General features: G+C 68.4%; 13 protein-coding genes. 6 read left to right on the top strand and 7 right to left on the bottom strand.

Annotated elements, in window-relative coordinates; translation table 11 throughout:
* Window positions 1-115: 115 nt before the first annotated feature.
* The 3 genes from H537_RS0119380 to argA all read right to left on the bottom strand — a co-directional run bounded on the left by H537_RS0119380 (window position 116) and on the right by argA (window position 2,345).
* The gene (locus H537_RS0119380; RefSeq protein ID WP_028999142.1) at window positions 116-445 is read right to left on the bottom strand and encodes an H-NS histone family protein; all 330 of its coding nucleotides are present in this window, start codon (window positions 443-445) and stop codon (window positions 116-118) included.
* A 252-nt stretch (window positions 446-697) separates the two neighbouring features.
* On the bottom strand, window positions 698-970 hold the full coding sequence (locus H537_RS0119375; protein ID WP_028999141.1) for an oxidative damage protection protein: 273 nt from the start codon (window positions 968-970) through the stop codon (window positions 698-700).
* Between the two features lie 25 nt (window positions 971-995).
* Window positions 996-2,345: an amino-acid N-acetyltransferase gene (argA, locus tag H537_RS0119370; protein WP_043459303.1), complete on the bottom strand. Its 1,350-nt coding sequence runs from the start codon at window positions 2,343-2,345 to the stop codon at window positions 996-998.
* A gap of 203 nt (window positions 2,346-2,548) precedes the next feature.
* Here argA and hrpA point away from each other — a divergent pair, with 203 nt between their 5' ends.
* A complete protein-coding gene (gene hrpA / locus H537_RS0119365; protein WP_169517054.1) occupies window positions 2,549-6,598 on the top strand; it encodes an ATP-dependent RNA helicase HrpA in 4,050 nt (1,349 codons plus the stop codon).
* 79 nt (window positions 6,599-6,677) lie between these two features.
* Window positions 6,678-7,526, top strand: a complete 849-nt coding sequence (gene asd / locus H537_RS0119360) for an archaetidylserine decarboxylase (RefSeq protein WP_028999138.1) — start codon at window positions 6,678-6,680, stop codon at window positions 7,524-7,526.
* Window positions 7,527-7,548: 22 nt separating this feature from the next.
* Here asd and H537_RS0119355 read toward each other — a convergent pair whose 3' ends face one another.
* Window positions 7,549-8,031, bottom strand: a complete 483-nt coding sequence (locus tag H537_RS0119355) for a hypothetical protein (RefSeq protein ID WP_156901861.1) — start codon at window positions 8,029-8,031, stop codon at window positions 7,549-7,551.
* Between the two features lie 688 nt (window positions 8,032-8,719).
* Between H537_RS0119355 and nirB the strand changes: the two genes are divergently transcribed.
* From nirB to H537_RS0119330, 4 genes are all read left to right on the top strand, one after another.
* On the top strand, window positions 8,720-11,269 hold the full coding sequence (nirB, locus tag H537_RS0119345) for a nitrite reductase large subunit NirB (RefSeq protein ID WP_028999136.1): 2,550 nt from the start codon (window positions 8,720-8,722) through the stop codon (window positions 11,267-11,269).
* A gap of 32 nt (window positions 11,270-11,301) precedes the next feature.
* Window positions 11,302-11,637, top strand: a complete 336-nt coding sequence (nirD, locus tag H537_RS0119340) for a nitrite reductase small subunit NirD (RefSeq protein WP_028999135.1) — start codon at window positions 11,302-11,304, stop codon at window positions 11,635-11,637.
* 42 nt (window positions 11,638-11,679) lie between these two features.
* Window positions 11,680-12,492, top strand: a complete 813-nt coding sequence (locus H537_RS0119335; RefSeq protein ID WP_028999134.1) for a formate/nitrite transporter family protein — start codon at window positions 11,680-11,682, stop codon at window positions 12,490-12,492.
* 73 nt (window positions 12,493-12,565) lie between these two features.
* Window positions 12,566-14,299 carry a bifunctional protein-serine/threonine kinase/phosphatase gene (locus tag H537_RS0119330; RefSeq protein WP_028999133.1) on the top strand — a complete coding sequence of 578 codons (1,734 nt, stop codon included), beginning with the start codon at window positions 12,566-12,568 and terminating at the stop codon, window positions 14,297-14,299.
* Between the two features lie 19 nt (window positions 14,300-14,318).
* Here H537_RS0119330 and H537_RS0119325 read toward each other — a convergent pair whose 3' ends face one another.
* The 3 genes from H537_RS0119325 to mfd form a co-directional block, all read right to left on the bottom strand.
* Complete coding sequence (locus tag H537_RS0119325) at window positions 14,319-16,151, bottom strand: sensor histidine kinase (protein WP_028999132.1); 1,833 nt, start codon at window positions 16,149-16,151, stop codon at window positions 14,319-14,321.
* A 241-nt stretch (window positions 16,152-16,392) separates the two neighbouring features.
* On the bottom strand, window positions 16,393-17,112 hold the full coding sequence (gene serB / locus H537_RS0119320; protein ID WP_028999131.1) for a phosphoserine phosphatase SerB: 720 nt from the start codon (window positions 17,110-17,112) through the stop codon (window positions 16,393-16,395).
* A 52-nt stretch (window positions 17,113-17,164) separates the two neighbouring features.
* Window positions 17,165-20,611: a transcription-repair coupling factor gene (gene mfd / locus H537_RS0119315; protein ID WP_028999130.1), complete on the bottom strand. Its 3,447-nt coding sequence runs from the start codon at window positions 20,609-20,611 to the stop codon at window positions 17,165-17,167.
* Between the last annotated feature and the right edge of the window lie 46 nt (window positions 20,612-20,657).

Genomic DNA, 20,657 nt, shown 5'->3' with positions numbered 1-20,657 from the left:
CCGGCACGCTTGTGAAAAATTTATTGCATTTGCGTGAAAAAGCCGCCTCGCGGGCGGCTTTTCAGGCGCAGTGGAACTGCAGCGCGAAGAACTGCAATTAAACGGCGTCGCGTTCTCAGGCCGGCTGGGTAATCAGGAAATCCGACAGCTGCTTGCCTTCGGCGAGCGCGGCCTTGAGCCACTTGGGTTGCAGGCCACGGCCGGTCCAGCTTTCGCCGGTGGCGTCATTGCGGTATTTGGCCGCTACCTTGGCGCGCTTGCCTTCGCCATCATTGGCGGAGCGCAGGCCGCCACGGCCGGCCGTCAGGTCCTGCGCCGTCAAACCATGGTCGCTCATCAGCTGGCGGATCGTGGCAATGGCTTCGTCACGTTCCTGGCGCTGGGTTTCGGCAATTTGGCGCTCCAGCTCGGCGCGCTGGTTCAGGAGTTCCTGCAGGCTGCTCAATTCAAGCTCCTCATTTGAATGATGCTGAGGCCGGAATATATCACTTCCAAACAGTTCGGCGGTTACTGCGCAATTGCCAGGTTATTGAAAGCAAAACCGGGACAAACCGGGTTGCGCGAGATGCAAGGGAATGACCGAGAAAAGCCGGCGCGGTCTTGGCGCAGCCCGGTACGTCTGCACGCCCGGGATATAAGCCCGGCGCCGGCACTATTGGAGCGGGAGAAGGCGGCCGCGCGGCCGCCCCTGGAAAACTCAGGCCGAGGGCGGCACGAAGCCCGTGGGCTGGTCGGCGCCTTCGCCGAAAAAGAAGCGCTCCATCTGCCGCGCCAGGTACTGGCGGGCGCGCGCGTCGGCCAGGTTCAGGCGGTTCTCGTTGACCAGCATGGTCTGGTGGCGCTTCCAGAGCTCGAAGGCTTCCTTGCTGACGTTGTCGTAGATGCGCTTGCCCAGCTCGCCGGGGTAGGGCGCGAAGTCGAGGCCCTCGGCTTCTTTCTTCAGGTAGATGCACTGAACCATGCGTGCCATGTCGGTTCTCCTTGGGGAATGGGTTTCAGGTGAGTTTCTTGACCAGCACGAGCGAGCGCCGGTCCCAGTTGTACTTGCGCTTGCGCGCCTCGGGCAGCCAGTCGGGGTCCACCTGCTGGAAGCCGCGCTTGACGAACCAGTGCTTGGTGCGCGTGGTGAGCACGAAAATGCTCTCCAGCCCCAGCGCCCTGGCGCGCTGCTCCACGCGCTTGAGGATGCGCTCGCCGTCGCCCTGGCTCTGCACCTGCGGCGAGATGGTCAGCGCGGCCATCTCGGCCGTGCGCGCCTCGGGGTACGGATACAGCGCCGCGCAGCCGAAGATCACGCCGTCGTGCTCGATGACGGTGTAGTTGGCGATGTCGCGCTCGATTTCCGTGCGCTCGCGCCGCACCAGCGTGCCGTCGCGCTCGAAGGGCTCGATGAGCTGCAGAATGCCGCCCACGTCGTCGCTGGTGGCCTCGCGCAGGCTCTCCAGCTTCTCGTCCACCACCATGGTGCCGATGCCGTCGTGGGTGAAGACCTCCATCAGCAGTGCGCCGTCCACCGAGAAGGGCAGGATGTGCGAGCGCTCCACGCCGCCGCGGCACGCGCGCACGCAGTGCTGCAGGTAGAACGCGGTGTCGGTGGGCAGCGTCGGGCGCGGCAGCGAGGCCGTCAGCCGCTCGGCCTCGGCCACCGACAGCTCGGTGTCGATGGCGCTCTCCGGGTCGTTGAGGTCCTCGCGGATGCCGGGCATCTCGGTGAGGAACAGCAGCTTGTCGGCCTGCAGCGCGATGGCGGTGGCCGTCGCCACCTCTTCCATGGCCAGGTTGAAGGCTTCGCCGGTGGGCGAGAAGCCGAAGGGGGAGAGCAGCACCAGCGTCTCGGAGTCGATGGTGCGGCGGATGGCGGCGGCGTCCACCTTGCGAACGAAGCCGCTGTGCATGAAGTCCACGCCGTCCACGATGCCCACGGGCCGCGCGGTCAGGAAGTTGCCCGAGACCACGCGCACCGTGGCGTTGGCCATGGGCGTGTTGGGCAGGCCCTGCGAGAACGCGGCCTCGATCTCGAAGCGCAGCTGCCCCGCAGCCTCCTGCGCGCAGTCCAGTGCCACCTCGTCGGTGATGCGCATGCCGTGGCTGAAGCGCGAGGCGTGGCCCTTGGCAGCCAGCTGCTCGTTGACCTGCGGCCTGAAGCCGTGCACCAGCACGAGCTTGATGCCCATGGCGTGCAGGATGGAGAGGTCCTGCACGAACTGGTTGAGCTTGCCCGCGGCGATGGCCTCGCCGGCCAGGCCGATGACGAAGGTCTTGCCGTGATAGGCGTGGATGTAGGGCGCGACCGCCCGGAACCAGGGAACGAAGGTGTGCGGAAAAACGAGGTCCACGGTGGGCATCAGCGGGAGGGCGGGTAGGGGCGGACGGGGCCGGCGTGCAATCCGGAATTCTTGCATGGCGCTGAATCCGGACACCCGTCACGGGGTGCCCTTCATGCCACCGCGCACCGCTTCGGGCGCTTGACAGGGGCGCTTGCGCTTCCAGGGACTTCCGGCGCGCGCGCGGGCCACGACGAGGCGGCTGGGGATAATCCCGCCCCGCGATGCCCCCCATGCCCGATTCCGATACCCGCTCCTCCGCCGCGCCGGCACCCGCCCGCGCTGACGCCCCGGCGCCCGCGCCGGCCCGCGGCGCTGCCGCCGCCCCTTCCGCGCCCGCGGCGCAGCGCCGTCCCGAGGCCCAGCGCCGCCCCGAGACCGGCCCCCGCCGCGGCGAAGCGGCGCCCGGCGGCGCCCGCGCCCCGGCCGCCCCGCGCCCGGCCACGCCGATCCCGCCCATCACCTTCCCGGAGAGCCTGCCCGTCAGCGCCCGGCGCGACGAGATCGCGCGCGCGATGCGCGAGCACCAGGTGATCATCGTCAGCGGCGAGACCGGCTCGGGCAAGACGACGCAGTTGCCCAAGATCGCGCTGGCCCTGGGCCGCGGCCGGGGCAACGGCGGGCGGCTCATCGGCCACACGCAGCCGCGGCGCATCGCCGCCTCCAGCGTGGCCAAGCGCATCGCGCAGGAGCTGAACTCGCCGCTGGGCGACGTGGTGGGCTACAAGGTCCGCTTCCAGGACCGGCTGCAGCCCGGCGCCTCGGTCAAGCTGATGACCGACGGCATCCTGCTGGCGGAGACCCAGGGCGACCCGGACCTGCGCGCCTACGACACGCTGATCATCGACGAGGCCCACGAGCGCAGCCTCAACATCGACTTCCTGCTGGGCTACCTGCGCCAGCTGCTGCCGCGGCGGCCCGATCTCAAGATCATCGTCACCTCGGCCACCATCGACGCCGAGCGCTTCGCGAAGCACTTCGAGTCGGCCAAGGGGCCGGCGCCGGTGATCCACGTCTCCGGCCGCCTGTACCCGGTGGAGCAGCGCTGGCGCCCCTTCGAGGACGGCAAGGACTTCGACCTCAACGACGCCATCGCCGACGCGGTGGACGAGCTCTGGCGCCAGGGCCCGGGCGACGTGCTGGTGTTCCTGCCCGGCGAGCGCGAGATCCGCGAGGCCTCGGAGCACCTGCGCAAGCACCACCCGCCCGGCGTCGAGATCCTGCCGCTGTTCGCCCGGCTGTCGCAGCAGGAGCAGGACCGCGTGTTCGAGACCGGCGCGCGCCCGCGCATCGTGCTGGCGACCAACGTGGCCGAAACCTCGCTGACCGTGCCCGGCATCCGCTACGTGGTGGACTCGGGCCTGGCGCGGGTCAAGCGCTACAGCTACCGCAACAAGGTCGAGCAGTTGCAGATCGAGGCGGTGAGCCAGGCGGCGGCCAACCAGCGCGCCGGCCGCTGCGGGCGCGTGTCCAACGGCGTGTGCATCCGCCTCTACGACGAGGCCGACTTCGCCGGCCGCCCGCGCTTCACCGACCCGGAGATCCTGCGCAGCTCGCTGGCCGGCGTGATCCTGCGCATGAAGAGCCTGCACCTGGGCACGGTGGAGGATTTCCCGTTCCTGGAGCCGCCGCCGCGCAAGGCCATCGCCGACGGCTACGCGCTGCTGGCTGAGCTCAACGCGGTGGACGATCGCAACGAGCTCACGCCCGTGGGCCACGAGCTGTCCAAGCTGCCGCTGGACCCGCGCATCGGCCGGATGATCATCGAGGCGCGCCAGCGCCATGCCCTGACCGAAGTGCTGGTGATCGCCAGCGCCCTGAGCGTGCAGGACGTGCGCGACCGGCCCCTGGAGCAGCAGCAGACCGCGGACCAGCGCCACAAGCCCTTCGACGACGAGAAGTCCGAGTTCAGCGGCTACCTGAAGCTGTGGAAGTGGCTGGAGACCTCGCGCGGCGGCGACGGGACGGCGCACCGGCTCTCCGCGCGCAAGCACGAGGCGCTGCTGCGGGAGAACTTCATCAGCCCGCGCCGCGTGCGCGAGTGGCGCGACATCCACTCGCAGCTGCACACGGTGGTGGCCGAGCACGGCTGGCGGCTCAACGACGGCCCGGCGACCTACGAGCAGGTGCACCTGTCCATGCTGGCCGGGCTGTTGGGCAACATCGGCCTCAAGAGCGACGAGGATGACTGGTACCTGGGCGCGCGCGGCATCAAGTTCTGGCGCCACCCGGGCGCGCACCTGAGCAAGAAGCCCGGGCGCTGGATCGTCACGGCGGAGCTGGTCGAGACCACGCGGCTGTTCGGCCGCGGCATCGCCGCCATCGAGCCGCAGTGGATTCCGGGCATCGCCGGGCACCTGCTCAAGACGCAGCTGCTGGACCCGCACTGGGAGAAGAAGGCCGCCGAGGTGGTGGCGCTGGAGCGCGCCACGCTCTACGGCATCGTCATCTACAACAATCGGCGCGTGAACTACGCCAAGCTCGACCCGCTGGGCGCGCGCGAGATCTTCATTCGCCAGGCGCTGGTGGCGGGGGAGTGGGAGACCAAGCTCCCGTTCCTGGCCCACAACCAGAAGATGGTGCGTCAGGTGCAGGAGCTGGAGCACAAGTCCCGGCGCCAGGACGTGCTGGTGGACGAGGAGCTGATCTACGCCTTCTACGACCGGCACCTGCCCGCCGACGTGCACAGCGGCACCACCTTCGAGCGCTGGTTCCGGCACGCGGGCCGGGCCGACCCGAAGCTGTTGCAGATCAGCAAGGAAGAGCTGATGCGGCACGAGGCCGCCGGCGTCACCAGCGAGGCCTTCCCGAAGGTGATCCGCCTGGGCGGCATCGACTGCGCCGCGGCCTACCTGCACGAGCCCGGCGACCAGCGCGACGGCGTGACGGTGACGGTGCCCATCTACGCGCTGAACCAGGTCAGCGAGGACCGCTGCGAGTGGCTGGTGCCCGGCATGCTGCCGGCCAAGGTGCAGGCGTTGCTCAAGAGCCTGCCGCAGCGCCCGCGCTCGCGGCTGGTGCCGCTGCCCGAGACCTCGGCGGAGTTCGTGGAGCTCACGCCGTTCGCGCAGGGCGGCCTGACCGAGGCGCTCTTGAAATTCGTGCGCGAGCGCACCCAGCTGGCCGTGCAGCGCGCGGACTTCAAGCTGGACATGCTCAGCCCGCACCTGTTCATGAACTTCAAGGTCGTGGACGAGCACGGGCGCCAGCTCGGCATGGGTCGGCACCTGCCCACGCTCAAGGCGGAGCTGGGCGGCCAGGCGCGCTCGGCCTTCCAGAAGCTGGCGGCGCTGAAGGTGCAGAAGGCGCCGGAGCCGGACGCCGGCGCACCGGCGCCCGCGCCGGCGGCAAGCCCGGGCCAGGCGGTGCGCGTCGAGCGCCAGGCCGCCAAGGCCCCGGCGGCCGAGGCCGCGCCGGCCACGCCCGCGGCCTACACCGCCTGGACCTTCGGCGAGCTGCCCGAGCTGATGGAGCTGCGCAAGGGCGGCCAGACGCTGGTGGGCTTCCCGGCGCTGATCGACAAGGGCGCGCACGTCGAGATCGAGGTGTTCGACGAGCCCGAGGTCGCGGCGGCGAAGCACCGGGCGGGCTTGCGCCGGCTGGTGGCGCTGCAGATCCGCGAGCCCTTGAAATACCTGGAGAAGAACATTCCGGACCTGCAGAAGATGGCGGTCCAGTTCATGCCGCTGGGCACCCAGGAGGAGCTGCGCGCGCAGATCATCGACGTGGCGCTGGACCGCGCCTTCCTGGGCGAGCCGCTGCCCACCGACGAGGCGGGCTTCAGGCGCCGCATCGACGAAGGGCGCAGCCGCTTGAACCTGATTGCGCAGGAAGTGGCGCGCCAGGCCGGCCTGGTGCTGACGGAATACGCCGCCGCCCTGCGCAAGCTCAAGGACGCGCGCAACCTGCCCAAGGAGGCGGCGGACGACGTCCAGGCGCAGCTGCAGCGGCTGGTCGACAAGCGCTTCATCGCGCGCACGCCCTGGACGGCGCTGCAGCACCTGCCGCGCTACCTGAAGGCCGTGGTGCTGCGGCTGGACAAGTGGCGCGCCGATCCCGCGCGCGACGCGCAGCGGCTGGCGGAGCTGCGCCCGCTGGAGCAGCGCTACCTGCGCCGCGTGGCCGATCTCAAGGGCCAGCACGACGCGCGGCTGGACGAATACCGCTGGCTGCTGGAGGAGCTGCGCGTGAGCTTCTTCGCGCAGGAGCTGCGTACGCCGCAGCCGGTGAGCGTCAAGCGGCTGGACAAGGCGTGGGGGCAGCTGTCGAGCTGAGGCAGGCCCGAAGGCTGCTCCTGGGCCAACCGAAACCCCTCGCTACACTTTCCGGTTTGCCTGCCAAGGGACCATTGCCTTGATCGACCGCCTCTCCGTCCTCATCCAGTACCTGCTGCCCAAGCGCGCGATGACCGTGTTCGGAGGGCGGGTCGCCTCATGGGAGGGCGGGGCGGCGACGACGCGGATCATTCGCTGGTTCGTCAAGCGCTACGGCGTGGACATGTCCGAGGCGGTCAACCCCGACATCACCAGCTACCGCAGCTTCAACGAGTTCTTCACCCGGCCCCTGAAGCCCGGCGCGAGGCCGCTGTCGGTGGCGGACCTGATCTGCCCCGTGGACGGCGCGGTGAGCCAGTTCGGCGACGTCAACCAGGGCCAGATCTTCCAGGCCAAGGGCCACGAGTACAGCGCCACGGCGCTGGTGGGCGGCGACGCGGCGCTGGCCAGGACCTTCGAGAACGGCAGCTTCGCCACGCTGTACCTCAGCCCCAAGGACTATCACCGCATCCACATGCCCTGCGACGGGCGCCTGGTGCGCATGGTCCACGTGCCCGGCGACCTCTTCTCCGTGAATCCGGTGACCGCGCGCGGCGTGCCGGGGCTGTTCGCACGCAACGAGCGCGTGGTGTGCGTGTTCGAGGGCGCGCACGGCCCGTGGGTGCTGGTGCTGGTGGGCGCCACCATCGTGGGCAGCATGGCCACCGTGTGGCATGGCGTGGTCAACCCGCCGCGTCCGGGCCAGGTGCGGGAATGGAGCTACCGCGACGGCGCGCCCATCGAGCTCAAGCAGGGCCAGGAGATGGGCCGCTTCCTGCTCGGCTCCACCGTGGTGATGCTGTTCCCGCAGCGCGGGCTGACATGGAACCCCACCTGGAAGCCGCTGCACTTCATCAAGCTGGGCGAGCCGATGGCGGCTCGGCGCTGAAGCCGGCCAGCGGCAGCCGCGCTCAGCGGTTGGACAGCCGGGGGTCGTGCTTGACCGCCGCGCCGTAGGCGCCGCGGTGCGCGTGCCGGCGCGCCTGCTTGAAGGTCTCGCGCACCGCCCGGACGGCCAGCACCAGGCCGCTGAAGCCCTGGAACATGATCAGCAGGTTGGCTGCCAGCGTGTGCTCTTCCAGTGCCCCCAGGGAGTAGTGGGCCAGGCTCGACAGGCCAAGCAGGCCGTACAGCGCCAGGACGAACGCCGCCATCACGCCCAGGCTCAGCATGTAGAAGGGCACGACAGCCAGCCCGACCACGGTCAGCCCCATCCACGCCAGATAGACGACCTCGTGCGTCATCTCCTCCGGCATGTTCGGGTAATAGGCCAGGAACTCGGCGTTGTGTACGCACAGCCCGAAAGTGGCCAAGCCGTACACCGCCGTGAGGGCCCAGAGGTACTTGGGAAACTGCAATTCCCGGAGAAGGAAGGGCCGATGTTTGTGGTTCATGGAAATGACGGTTCCCCGCTGCGAAAAGCGCCTTTCCGCGCGTGGCCCGCCGGCAAGCAAATGAAGGGTCGAACCAAGGGGCAAAGCTCCCGATCTCACAAGGTTCTTCGGGAACGCATCTTTTGGTTTTACACGGGCAGCTGTCTCCATAACGTGACGGATTTCACGATTCGTCGTGTTTGCTGAACCCGCCAGCCGGCTTGGCCGAAGCACTTGCCATCAGCGCGCGCCAGGGGCCCGGCGCGGCGTCGCGGTGCCTTGGGCTGAAGCGGGTCCGCGCGGCGCCATGTTCGTGCGTGTCCCGTCGGCTGCGCGGACGCCGCTTGCGTCGCATTGGTGCGTTGCGGGCGGCATTGGTGCGCTTGAAGCGGGTTTCACAGGGATCTCCCCCTTGAATCCTGCTGGCATGGCTATTGCGAAAGGTTGAGCACTCTCAACGCAATGCACCGGGGCGCGGCATTTGTCAGCCGGTCAGCCCCCAGGCCACAACGAGGTGCGCCTGCTGCAGCGTCACGACGACGCGAGGCATTGCAATTCCCCAACCCCCAATTCCCTCCATGACCGGCCCGGATGGGTCGTCAGGCCGCTGCATGGGCTGTTTCCGGAATTGGCGCGTTCGGGGCCTTATTCCCTTTTCGCAGTGCCTGCCCCAGGCGGGTGCACTTGAAACCCTCGCATCGAGAAGCCCATGAAGATCCTCGTTATCGGCCACGGCATGGTGGGACAGAAATTCCTGGAAAGCCTGTTCGACGCCGGCATTCACCACGCGGAAATCACCGTGCTGTGCGAGGAGCCGCGTCCGGCATATGACCGCGTGCACCTGTCCGAATTCTTCGCCGGCAAGGCCGCGGAGGAGTTGTCGCTGGTGCCGCCCGGTTTCTTCGACCGCGACAACCTGCTGCTCAAGCTCAATGCCCGCGCCACCGCCATCGACCGCGAAAACAAGACGGTGACGGTGTCCAGCGGCGACGTGCTGCCCTACGACAAACTCGTCATCGCCACCGGTTCCTATCCCTTCGTGCCGCCCATTGCGGGCAAGGACCGCGACGACTGCTTCGTCTACCGCACCATCGAGGACCTGGAGGCGATGCTCGAATGCGGACGCCGTTCCACCAGCGGCGTGGTGGTCGGCGGCGGTTTGCTGGGCCTGGAATGCGCCAAGGCGCTGCGCGACATGAAACTGCAGACGCACGTGGTCGAATTCGCGCCGCGCCTGATGGCGGTGCAGGTGGACGACGCCGGCGGGCGCGTGCTGCGCAACAAGATCGAGGACCTGGGCGTGCAGGTGCATACCCAGAAAAGCACGGTGGAAATCATCGCCGGCGAAAACGCCCGGCACCGCATGGTGTTTGCCGACGGCACGCACCTGGAAACCGACATGATCGTGTTTTCCGCCGGCATCCGTCCGCGCGACGAGCTGGCGCGACAGTGCGGCCTGAATATCGGCGCCCGTGGCGGCGTCGTGATCGACAACCAGTGCCGCACCAACGACGCGGACGTTTTCGCCATCGGTGAGTGCGCCTCCTGGAACGGCCAGGTTTTCGGTCTGGTGGCCCCGGGCTACGACATGGCGCGCGTGGTCGCGAAAACGCTGGCCGGCGAAGAGGCCGATTTCAACGGCGCCGACCTGAGCACCAAGCTGAAGCTCATGGGCGTGGACGTGGCCAGCGTGGGCGATGCCCTGGGCAATACCAAAAACAGCCGCGCCTACCAATTCACGGACGAGCGCAAGCAGGTCTACAAGAAAATCGTCGTGTCCGAGGACGGCAAGCAGCTGCTGGGCGCGGTGCTGGTGGGCGACGCCGGCGAATACGGCACCCTGCTGCAGATGATGCTCAACCGCATCGAATTGCCCAAGGACCCGGAATTCCTGATCCTGCCGCAATCCGACGGCCAAGCCAAACCCGCCCTGGGCGCGGACGCGCTGCCGGATTCCGCGCAGATCTGCTCGTGCAACAGCGTGACCAAGGCCATGCTGTGCCAGGCTGTGGCCAGCGGCGTGAATACCATCGGCGAGCTGAAAAGCTGCACCAAGGCCGGCATGACCTGCGGCGGCTGCGTGCCGCTGGTGACCCAGGTGATGAAGGCCGAGATGAAGAAACTCGGCGTGGCGGTGAACAACCACCTGTGCGAGCACTTCGCCTATTCGCGCCAGGAGCTGTTCCACCTCATCAAGGTTGGCAAGATCAAGACCTTCGAAGAGCTGCTGGCCAAGCATGGCCAGGGGCTGGGCTGCGACATTTGCAAGCCGGTGGCCGGCAGCATTTTTGCCTCGGTCTGGAACGATTTCGTGCTGAAGAAGGAGCACGCCAGCCTGCAGGATTCCAACGACTATTTCCTGGGCAACATCCAGAAGGACGGCACCTATTCCGTCGTGCCGCGCATGGCCGGTGGCGAGGTCACGCCGGACGGTTTGATTGCTGTGGGCCAAGTGGCCAAGAAATACGGTCTCTACACCAAGATCACCGGCGGCCAGCGTGTGGACCTGTTTGGCGCCCGCGTCGAGCAGCTGCCGCTGATCTGGGAAGAGCTGATCGCCGCCGGCTTCGAATCCGGCCATGCCTACGGCAAGTCGCTGCGCACGGTGAAATCCTGCGTGGGCTCGACCTGGTGCCGTTATGGCGTGGACGACAGCGTCGGCCTCGCGGTGGAATTGGAGAACCGGTACAAGGGCCTGCGTGCGCCGCACAAGATCAAATTCGGGGTTTCGGGCTGCACGCGCGAGTGTGCCGAGGCCCAGGGCAAGGACGTGGGCGTGATTGCCACGGACAAGGGCTGGAACCTTTATGTGTGCGGCAACGGTGGCATGAAGCCGCGCCACGCCGAATTGCTGGCCTCCGATTTGTCCAAGGCCGATTTGATCCGCTATATCGACCGTTTCCTGATGTTCTACGTGCGTACCGCGGACCGGCTGCAGCGCACCAGCGTGTGGCGCGACAACCTCGAAGGCGGGCTGGATTACCTGAAGCAGGTCGTGCTCCAGGACAAGCTCGGCATTGCCGCGGAGCTGGAGGCCGACATGCAGCACGTGGTGAATACCTACCAGTGCGAATGGAAGAGCGCGGTCACCACGCCTGAAACCCGCAAGCGTTTCCGCCAGTTCGTCAACAGCGAGCAGGGCGATCGCAACGTGATTTTCATCCAGGAGCGCGGCCAGATCCGTCCGGCCACGCCGGAGGAGAAGTGGGAAAAATTGTCCAGCCGCTCCGAAAATGCCGCGGCGGGCGAGACGGCTTGAGCCACGAATCTGAATACTTGAGGAACCAGAAAATGGAAAACACCACCTGGACCCCCGTGTGTGCCGTCGAGGACATCGTGCCCAATACCGGCGTCTGCGCCCTGGTGCAGGACCGGCACGTGGCGGTGTTCCGCGTCGAGGACGACGTTCAGCGCCTCTACGCCATCGACAATTTCGATCCCAATTCCCAGGCCAGCGTGCTTTCGCGCGGGCTGGTGGGCAACCTGGGGGCGCGCATCGTCGTGGCCTCGCCCATCTACAAGCAGCATTTCGACCTCGCCACCGGCGAGTGCCTGGAAATGCCCGAAAACTCCGTGAAAGCCTATCCCGTGCGCCTGCAGGGCGGCACGGTCTGCGTCGCCGCCTGAGCGGGCGCCTGGCACAAATATTGGACAGCCTGAGGAAGTACCATGGCTTATATCGTTCCCTCGGAATTCGTGACCAAGATGGTCGATGCCGGTGAATCCAAGATTCACATGGCGACGCGCGATGCGCTGATCCGCGCCTACATGGCCGGCGCCATTCTGGCGCTGGCAGCGGTGTTTGCCGTGACTGTGTCGGTGCAGACGGGCTCGCCAATTTTTGGCGCCATGCTGTTCCCGGTGGGTTTCTGCATGCTGTACCTGCTGGGCTTCGACCTGCTCACCGGCGTGTTTGTGCTCACGCCGCTGGCGCTGATCGACAAGCGCCCGGGCGTCACGCTTAAGGGCGTGCTCAAGAACTGGGGCATCGTGTTCCTGGGCAATTTCCTGGGTGCGCTGACCGTGGCGGTGCTGATGTCCATTGTCTTCACCAACGGATTCCAGACCGAGCCCAGCAAGGTGGGACATACCATCGGCGTGATTGGTGAAAACCGTACGCTGGGTTATGCCCAGTACGGTTTCTACGGCATGCTGACCCTGTTCGTGCGCGGCATGCTCTGCAACTGGATGGTGTCCACCGGCGTGGTCGGCGCCATGATTTCCACCACCGTGGGCGGCAAGGTCGTCGCGATGTGGATGCCCATCATGCTGTTCTTCGCCATGGCTTTCGAGCATTCGGTGGTGAACATGTTCCTGTTCCCCACCGGCCTGCTGCTGGGCGGTCATTTCTCGCTCATGGATTATCTGATCTGGAACGAGATTCCCACCGTGCTGGGAAACCTGGTGGGCGGCCTGGCCTTCACCGGCCTAACGCTGTACGCCACCCACATCAAGACCGCACCGAAGCGCAAGCTGGCCTGACCGTTCATCAAAAGAAATATTCCACACCCCACGCATGAAGCCTCAACCCGGCCCGGGTTGAGGCTGTTTTTTTATGCAAGCACAGCTCCAGGTCGCCATCGGCCAGTATTCGGACAAGGGCCGCAAGCCCACGAACCAGGATTTCCACGGCGCCTGCCTGCCGCGCGAAGCGCAGCGGGCGAGCAAAGGCGTGGTGATGGCGATTGCCGACGGCATCAGCAGCAGCGAATTTAGCCAGATTGCCAGCCAGACGGCAGTGCGCAGCCTGCTGGAGGACTATTACTGCACGGCCGACGCCTGGTCCGTGAAAACCTCGGTGGAGCGCGTGCTGGCCGCCACCAATTCCTGGCTCTATGCGCAGACCCAGCAAGGGCAGGGCCGCTACGACAAGGACCGCGGCCATGTCTGCACGCTGAGCGCGCTGGTGCTGAAATCCACCACGGCGCACCTGTTCCACGTCGGTGACTGCCGCGTCTACAAACTGCACGCCCAGGCGCTGGAGCAATTGACGCAGGACCACCGGGTCCACATTTCGCCCCAGGAGAGTTACCTGGGCCGAGCGCTGGGCATCGGCGGACACCTGGAGGTGGATTACCGCAGCTTCTCGCTGGAGCCGGGTGATACCTTTTTACTCGCCACCGACGGCGTCTACGAGCACGTGCCGGATGAATTCATCCTGGCGGCCGTGGCGGGCGATTCCAGCCTGGACCTGGCCGCCCGGCATATTGTCGAGGAGGCGCACCGGCGCGGCAGCCCGGACAACCTGACGGTGCAGCTGCTGCGGGTGGAGCAATTGCCCGATCCGCAGGCTGGCGACCTGCAGCGACAGGCGGCGGAATTGCCGGCCCCGCCGATTCTGGAGCCGCGCATGGTGCTGGACGGCTACCGCATCCTGCGCGAAATCCATGGCAGCAGCCGCAGCCATATCTACCTGGCGCAGGACGAGCAGACCCAGGCCCTGGTGGCGCTGAAAACCCCGTCCATCGACCTGCAGTCCGACCCGGCCTACCGAGAGCGTTTCCTGCTCGAAGAATGGATCGCCCGCCGCATCCACAGCGCCCACGTGCTGAAACCCTGCACCACAGCGCGTCCGCGCCGGCACCTGTTCGTGGCCATGGAATATGTGGAGGGCAACACGCTGGCGCAGTGGATGATCGACCACCCGCGCCCGGACCTGGACACCGTGCGCGGCCTGGTGGCACAGATCGCCAAGGGGCTGCGCGCCTTTCACCGCCTGGAAATGCTGCACCAGGATTTGAGGCCGGAAAACGTGCTGATCGACGCCACGGGCACGGTGAAGATCATCGATTTCGGCGCGGTGCGGGTGGCGGGTATCGTGGACGGCGCCGCATCGGACCGCGGCCACGAGATTCTGGGCACTGCGCAATACACGGCACCCGAATATTTCCTGGGGGAGGAGGGCACGTCACGCGCGGACTTGTTTTCCCTGGCCGTGCTCGCTTATCAAATGCTGGGCGGGCGATTGCCTTACGGGCTGGAGGTGGCCAAGACGCGCAGCCTCGCAGCACAGAAGAAACTGGACTACGCCCCGCTGCGGGAAATCCGGCCCGAGTTGCCGGCGTGGGTCGACGAGGCCATCCGCAAGGCGGTGCAACCCGAGCCGGCGTTGCGGCAGGGCGACGTGGACGAATTTGTGCACGACCTGCACCACCCCAGCCCGGAATTCCTGCACCAGCGCCGCCCGGCGCTGATCGAGCGGCATCCGGTGGTGTTCTGGAAGGGGGTGTCGCTGCTGCTGTTCGTGGCGCTGGTGGGCGTCTTGGGATTGCAGGCCGGCATGCGCTGAGCCGGCGCAGCGGGGCGGGTCAGTGGACGGCCGCTTCGGACGGGCGTGCGGGAACGCTTTTGTCGAGCACGGCGGCTTCCTTCTCCACCGCCGCCAGCGGCAGCTCGCACCACAGCTCCGCGCCTCGGCCCGGCGTGCCGCGCGCGTCCAGCGTGCCGCCCAGCAATTGCACCAGGCGCCGCACCGCGTGCAGGCCCAGCTCCGGCCCGCCGGGGTGAGCGGCGTCCGCCGCCTCGTCTCCCGGCTTCAGCTCGGCCAGCTGGACGCGCTGCTGCAGCGCAAGGCCGACGCCGGTGTCGCGCACGCCGAAGGTCCAGCGCCCCGGCATGCCCTGGACGATGCGCAGCGTCACGCTGCCCGCGGCCGTGGACTTCACGGCGTTGAACAGCAGGTGGTTGAGCACTTGGCTCAGCCGCAGCGGATCGACCAGCACCTGCGTGTCCTGCGCGGGAGCGTCCACCTCGAGGTGCAGGGCCAGGCCCTTGAGGCGGGCCTGCGGCTCGAACAGGGCGATGCAGTCGCGCGCCAAGCGGGCCAGGTCCACGTGCACCGGCTCCAGCGCCAGCCCCATGGCGCCGGGCTGCGAGATGTCCAGCACCTCGTCGATCACGCCCAGCAGCAGCCGCCCCGAGCGCTCGATGATCTGCGCCTGCTGGCGCTGACCCGGCTGCAGCGGCGACTCCAGCAGCCGGCGCGTCATGCCCAGCATCCCCTGCAGGGGCATGCGCACCTCGTGGCTGAGGTTGGCCAGGAAGCGCGACTTCAGCGCCGCCGCAGCCTCGGCGGCGTTGCGCGCGGCGTCGAGCTGGCGCAGCTCGGCGCGGCGCCGGCGCAGCAGCCAGTGGATATAGAGCGTGGCCGCGGCAATGGCGCCGTCGAGCACCAGCAGCGCGATGCCGCCCAGCCACGCCGTCTCGTGCCACTGGCTCAGCATCAGCTTTTCCCGGGTGGTGATGCTCACGGCCAGCGGAAAGCCGTCCACCACGTGCGCCGTGACCATGCGCGGCTCGGTGTCGCTGGGATCGGAAGTGCGCGGCGCGCTGGTGCTGACGGTGGCCGCCTTGCCGCCCTGTGCCGCCGCCTCGGCCAGCGCCCGCATGGACGGCGCGTTGCGGTAGGACATGCCCAGCGCCTCGGGCCGTGGCGGGTGGCGCGCCAACAGTTGGCCGTCGTTGCGCAGCAGCAGGATGGCGGTGTCGCTCTCGGAGAGGTTGATCGAGCGGTAGAACTGCTCGAAGTAGCTGGACTGGATGCCCGCCAGCGCCAGCCCGATGGGCTGGCCCGAAGGCGAATGGATCTTGCGCGCCAGGTAGAAGGTCCAGCGCCCGGTGCCGCGGTTCTTCACCGGCACGGAGACGTACAGCAGCAGCGAGGGGTCGGCGACGTGGGCCTGGTGGTAGTCGCGGTCGGCGAGGTTGATGTCCGGCGGCGGGAAGCTGCGGCTGAAGCTCAGCACCTGGCCGTCCAGCGCCACGATGGTGGCCACGTCCAGCAGCGGCAGCTCGGCGGCGCGCTCGTGGATGAAGTCGTACAGCGCCCGGGAGCGCGCCAGCTCGCGCAGCGCCGCCTCGCTGTCCACGCCCTTGGACTGCACGTGGTCCACGATGCTGCCCAGCGCGTAATCGGCGGTCTTGAGCGTCTGCGTGGCGTGCTCGGCCGCGGTGGCCGAGAAGTTCTGCATGTACAGCCGCCAGGTCGCGAGGCTGTCCTCGCGACCGCGCCACAGCATCAGCGCCGCCGCGGCGGTGAGCGCCACGATCAGCAGCGCGCCGAAGGCCAGCACCAGCGCTTCGCGCCGAGGCTCGGCCGGGGTCGGTGCGTGCGGGACGGCGGAGGGGAACTCGGTGGACATCGGCGCGGCAGGCGGCCGTGTGCGCAATGCACACGGCGGCGGTAGGGTCCAGCGCATCGTAGCGACGCCTTTTTCCGCACCGCCCCGGCGCCGTCAAGGTGCCGGGCCCGGGCCCGCACGCGGCGGCAAGTGGCGTGAAGACTGTCACGCCTGGCACGGTCCCAGGCTGCCGCCAAGTGCCGATGGCAGCCGGATGAAGGCCGCGTTGCAGGCGGGCCGCGAGTGGCCCGCGAAGGCGGCGTCAGGGCCGGACCAGCTCCAGCAGCCGGTCCAGGCCGCCTTCCTCGATGGAAACCATGGCCTGCTCGCGCACCTTGGGCTTGGCGTGGTAGGCCACCGACAGGCCGGCGGCGCCCATCATGGGCAGGTCGTTGGCGCCGTCGCCCATGGCGATGGCGCGCGAGGGCGCGATGCCCAGCTGCTCGCAGGTGGCCAGCAGCATGCGGCGCTTCTCGGCGCCGTCGCAGATGTCGCCCCAGTCCTGGTCCACCAGGCGCCCGGTGAGGTGGCCGTCCACGATCTCCAGCACGTTGGAGCGCGCGTAGTCGATGCCCAGCAGCGAGCACACGCGCTCGGCGAAGAAGGTGAAGCCGCCGGAGACCAGCAGCGTCTTCAGGCCCGCGGCGCGGCAGGCGTCGATGAGTTCCTTGGCGCCGGGGTTGGGCTTCAGGCGCTGCTCGAACACCTCGTGCAGGAACTGCGCCGGCACGCCCTGGAGCATGGCGACGCGGCGGCGCAGGCTTTCCTTGAAGTCGGTGATCTCGCCGCGCATGGAGGCCTCGGTGATGGCCGCCACCTCGGCCTTGCGCCCGGCGGCGTCGGCCACCTCGTCGATGCACTCGATGTTGATCAGCGTCGAGTCCATGTCAAAGGCGATCAGGCCGAAGTCGCGCAGCTGCAGCGGCGGCGTGAAGCCGCGGACGGTGAGGCCGGGGGCGAAGGCGAGGGGAGCAGTGGACATGAGGGCTTCGGCGTCGGTCAGGCAAAACCCGCGATTATCCGGGCTGCCCCGCTCACGCCTCGGCCCGCACCGGCGTCCCCAGCGAGCGCAGCACGTCGCGGATGAACTGCGCGCGGTCGCGCGGCTCGGGCGTGGCGCGCTCGATGCGCAGCTTGTCGTTGCCTGCGAGCTTGATGTGCCGGTTCTTCTGCACCAGCTCGATGATCCGCATCGGGTCGATGGGCGCGTCCGGCCGGAAGCTGATCACCATCGCCGCCGGCGCGGCGTCGATCTTCAGCACGCCGTAGGGCTTGGCCAGCACGCGCAGGCGGTGCGTGTCGAACAGGGTCTGGCCCTGCGGCGGCAGCTTGCCGAAGCGGTCCGTCACCTCCTCCAGCAGCGTGTCGATGGTCTCGGCCTTCTCCGCCGTGGCCAGGCGCTTGTAGAGGTTCAGCCGCGTGTGCACGTCGCCGCAGTAGCTGTCCGGCAGCAGCGCGGGGGCGTGCAGGTTGATCTCGGTGGTGGCGCCGAAGGGGCTGAGCAGGTCCGGCTCGCGCCCGGCCTTCAGCGACTTCACCGCCTCGGAGAGCATGTCGTTGTAGAGCTGGAAGCCCACCTCCTGCATGTTCCCGCTCTGGTTCTCGCCCAGCACCTCGCCGGCGCCGCGGATCTCCAGGTCGTGCATGGCAAGGTAGAAGCCGCTGCCCAGCTCCTCCATGGCCTGGATCGCCTCCAGGCGCTGCGCGGCCTGCTTGGTCAGGCCCTCCAGGTCCGGCACCATCAGGTAGGCATAGGCCTGGTGGTGGCTGCGGCCCACGCGGCCGCGCAGCTGGTGCAGCTGCGCCAGGCCGAACTTGTCGGCGCGGCTGATGACGATGGTGTTGGCGCTGGGCACGTCGATGCCGGTCTCGATGATGGTCGAGCACAGCAGCAGGTTGTGGCGCTGGGCCACGAAGTCGCGCATCACGCGCTCCAGCTCGCGCTCGGGCATCTGGCCGTGCGCCACGGCGATGCGCGCCTCGGGCAGCAGCTCGGCCAGCTTGGCGCGGCGTGCCTCGATGGTCTCGACCTCGTTGTGCAGGAAGTACACCTGCCCGCCGCGCTTGAGCTCGCGCAGCACGGCCTCGCGGATCACGCCCTGGCTCTCGCCGCGCACGAAGGTCTTGATCGCCAGCCGCCGCTGCGGCGCCGTGGCGATGACGGACAGGTCGCGCAGGCCCTCCAGCGCCATGCCCAGCGTGCGCGGGATCGGCGTGGCGGTGAGCGTGAGCACGTCCACCTCGGCGCGCATGGCCTTCATCGCCTCCTTGTGGCGCACGCCGAAGCGGTGCTCCTCGTCGATGATCAGCAGGCCCAGGCGCTTGAACTTCACGTCCTGGCTCAGCAGCTTGTGCGTGCCGATGACGATGTCGATGGTGCCGTCCGCGAGGCCCGCCATCGCCGCCTTGATCTCCTTGGCGGAGCGGAAGCGGCTCATCTCCGCCACGCGCACCGGCCACTTGCCGAAGCGGTCGCTGATGTTCTGGTAATGCTGCTCGGCCAGCAGCGTGGTGGGCGCCAGCAGCGCGACCTGCTTGCCGCCGGTGACGGCCACGAAGGCGGCGCGCAGCGCCACTTCCGTCTTGCCGAAGCCCACGTCGCCGCACACCAGGCGGTCCATCGGCTTCGGCGAGATCAGGTCCTGGATCACCGCGTGGATGGCGGCGCGCTGGTCCGGCGTCTCCTCGAAGCCGAAGCTGGCGGCGAAGGCCTCGTAGTCGTGCGGCGAGAAGCGGAAGGCGTGGCCCTCGCGCGCGGCGCGGCGGGCGTAGAGGTTGAGCAGCTCGGCGGCGGTGTCGCGCACCTGCTCGGCGGCCTTGCGCCTGGCCTTGTCCCACTGGTTCGAGCCCAGCTTGTGCAGCGGCGCCTCGTCCGGGCTGACGCCGGTGTAGCGGCTGATCAGCTGCAGCTGCGACACCGGCACGTACAGCGTGGCCTTGTCCGCGTACTCCAGGTGCAGGAACTCCGAGGGGCCGTCGCCCAGGTCGATGTTCAGCAGCCCCTGGTAGCGCCCGATGCCATGGTTGGCGTGCACCACCGGGTCGCCGACCTTCAGCTCCGACAGGTCCTTGATCAGCGCGTCGACGTTGCTGACCTGCTCCTGCTTGCGCCGCCGCCGCGCCCCGCCGCCCGCGGCGGCGAAGAGCTCGGTCTCGGTCAGGAACTCCAGCAGCGTGCCTTCCGCGGCTTCGTGCCATGTGAAGCCCGCGGCCAGCGGCGCGGCGGTGATGGCGACCTTTTCCTTGCCGGCCTCGAACTCGGCCAGCGTGGCGACGCTGGGCACCTCGATGCGGTGGTCGCGCAGCAGGTCCAGCAGGCTCTCGCGCCGGCCCTCGCTCTCGGCCACCAGCAGCACGCGCGCGCCGGTTTCGCGCAGGTGGGCTTCAAGCCGCGCCAGCGGCTCCGTGGCGCCGCGGTCCACGCTGACGTCGGGGGCGGGGCGGGCCCAGTCGGTCTCGTCCGTGCCGCGCAGCGCCAGCGTGGCGTGCGTGTTGGCGCGCCCATAGAAATCCTCGACGCGCAGGAAGAGGGTTTCGGGCGGCAGCAGCGGGCGCTCGGCGTCGTGCTGCAGGAAGCGGTGGCGCTCGCGGGTGTCGGTCCAGAAGCGCTGCAGCGCGGCATCGACCTCGCCGTGCAGCACCAGTGCGGCCTGCTCGCCCAGGTACTCGAAGATGTCGGCGACCTGGTCGAAGAACAGCGGCAGCCAGTACTCGATGCCGGCGCTGGCGACGCCGGCGGCGATGTCCTTGTAGATGCGCGAGCGCGTGGGGTCGCCTTCCAGCCGCTCGCGCCAGCGGGCGCGGAAGGCGGTGCGGGCCGCATCGTCCATCGGGAACTCGCGCCCGGGCAGCAGCCGCACTTCCGGCACGGGGTACAGGCTGCGCTGGCTGTCGGGGTCGAAGGTGCGGATGGAGTCCACCTCGTCGCCGAACAGGTCCACCCGGTAGGGCACAGCCGAGCCCATGGGAAAGAGGTCGATGAGCCCGCCGCGCACGGCGTACTCGCCCGGCGACACCACCTGGCTGACGTGCTGGTAGCCCGCCAGCGTCAGCTGCGACTTGAGCGAGGCCTCGTCGAGCTTCTGCTTCTGCTTGAAGTGGAAGGTGTAGGCGGCCAGGAAAGAGGGCGGCGCCAAGCGGGCCAGCGCCGTGGTGGCGGGCAGCAGCACCACGTCCACGTCCTTCTGCAGGATGCGCCAGAGCGTGGCCAAGCGCTCGGAGATCAGGTCCTGGTGCGGGCTGAAGCTGTCGTAGGGCAGCGTCTCCCAGTCCGGAAACACGGCGACGCGCAGCCCCGGCTCGAAGAACACCAGTTCGTCGGCCAGGCGCGGCGCGTCGGCGGGGTCGGCGGTCACGATGCCCAGGAGCTGCTTCGCGTTGGCGAGCCGGCGCGCGTGGCGTGCCAGCAGCAGAGCATCGGCCGAACCTGGCGGGCGCGGCAGCGTGAATCGTTTGCCGGGGGCGATGGCGGGCAGTTGCATCGTGAGGGGGCTTGCAGCAGGAGGCGCGCCCGGGGCGGGCGGGGGG

The organism is Azohydromonas australica DSM 1124, assembly GCF_000430725.1.
Lineage (GTDB): Bacteria > Pseudomonadota > Gammaproteobacteria > Burkholderiales > Burkholderiaceae_C > Azohydromonas > Azohydromonas australica.
Note: the sequence above shows the minus strand (reverse complement) of the source record. Positions and strands in the feature narration are given on the sequence as shown.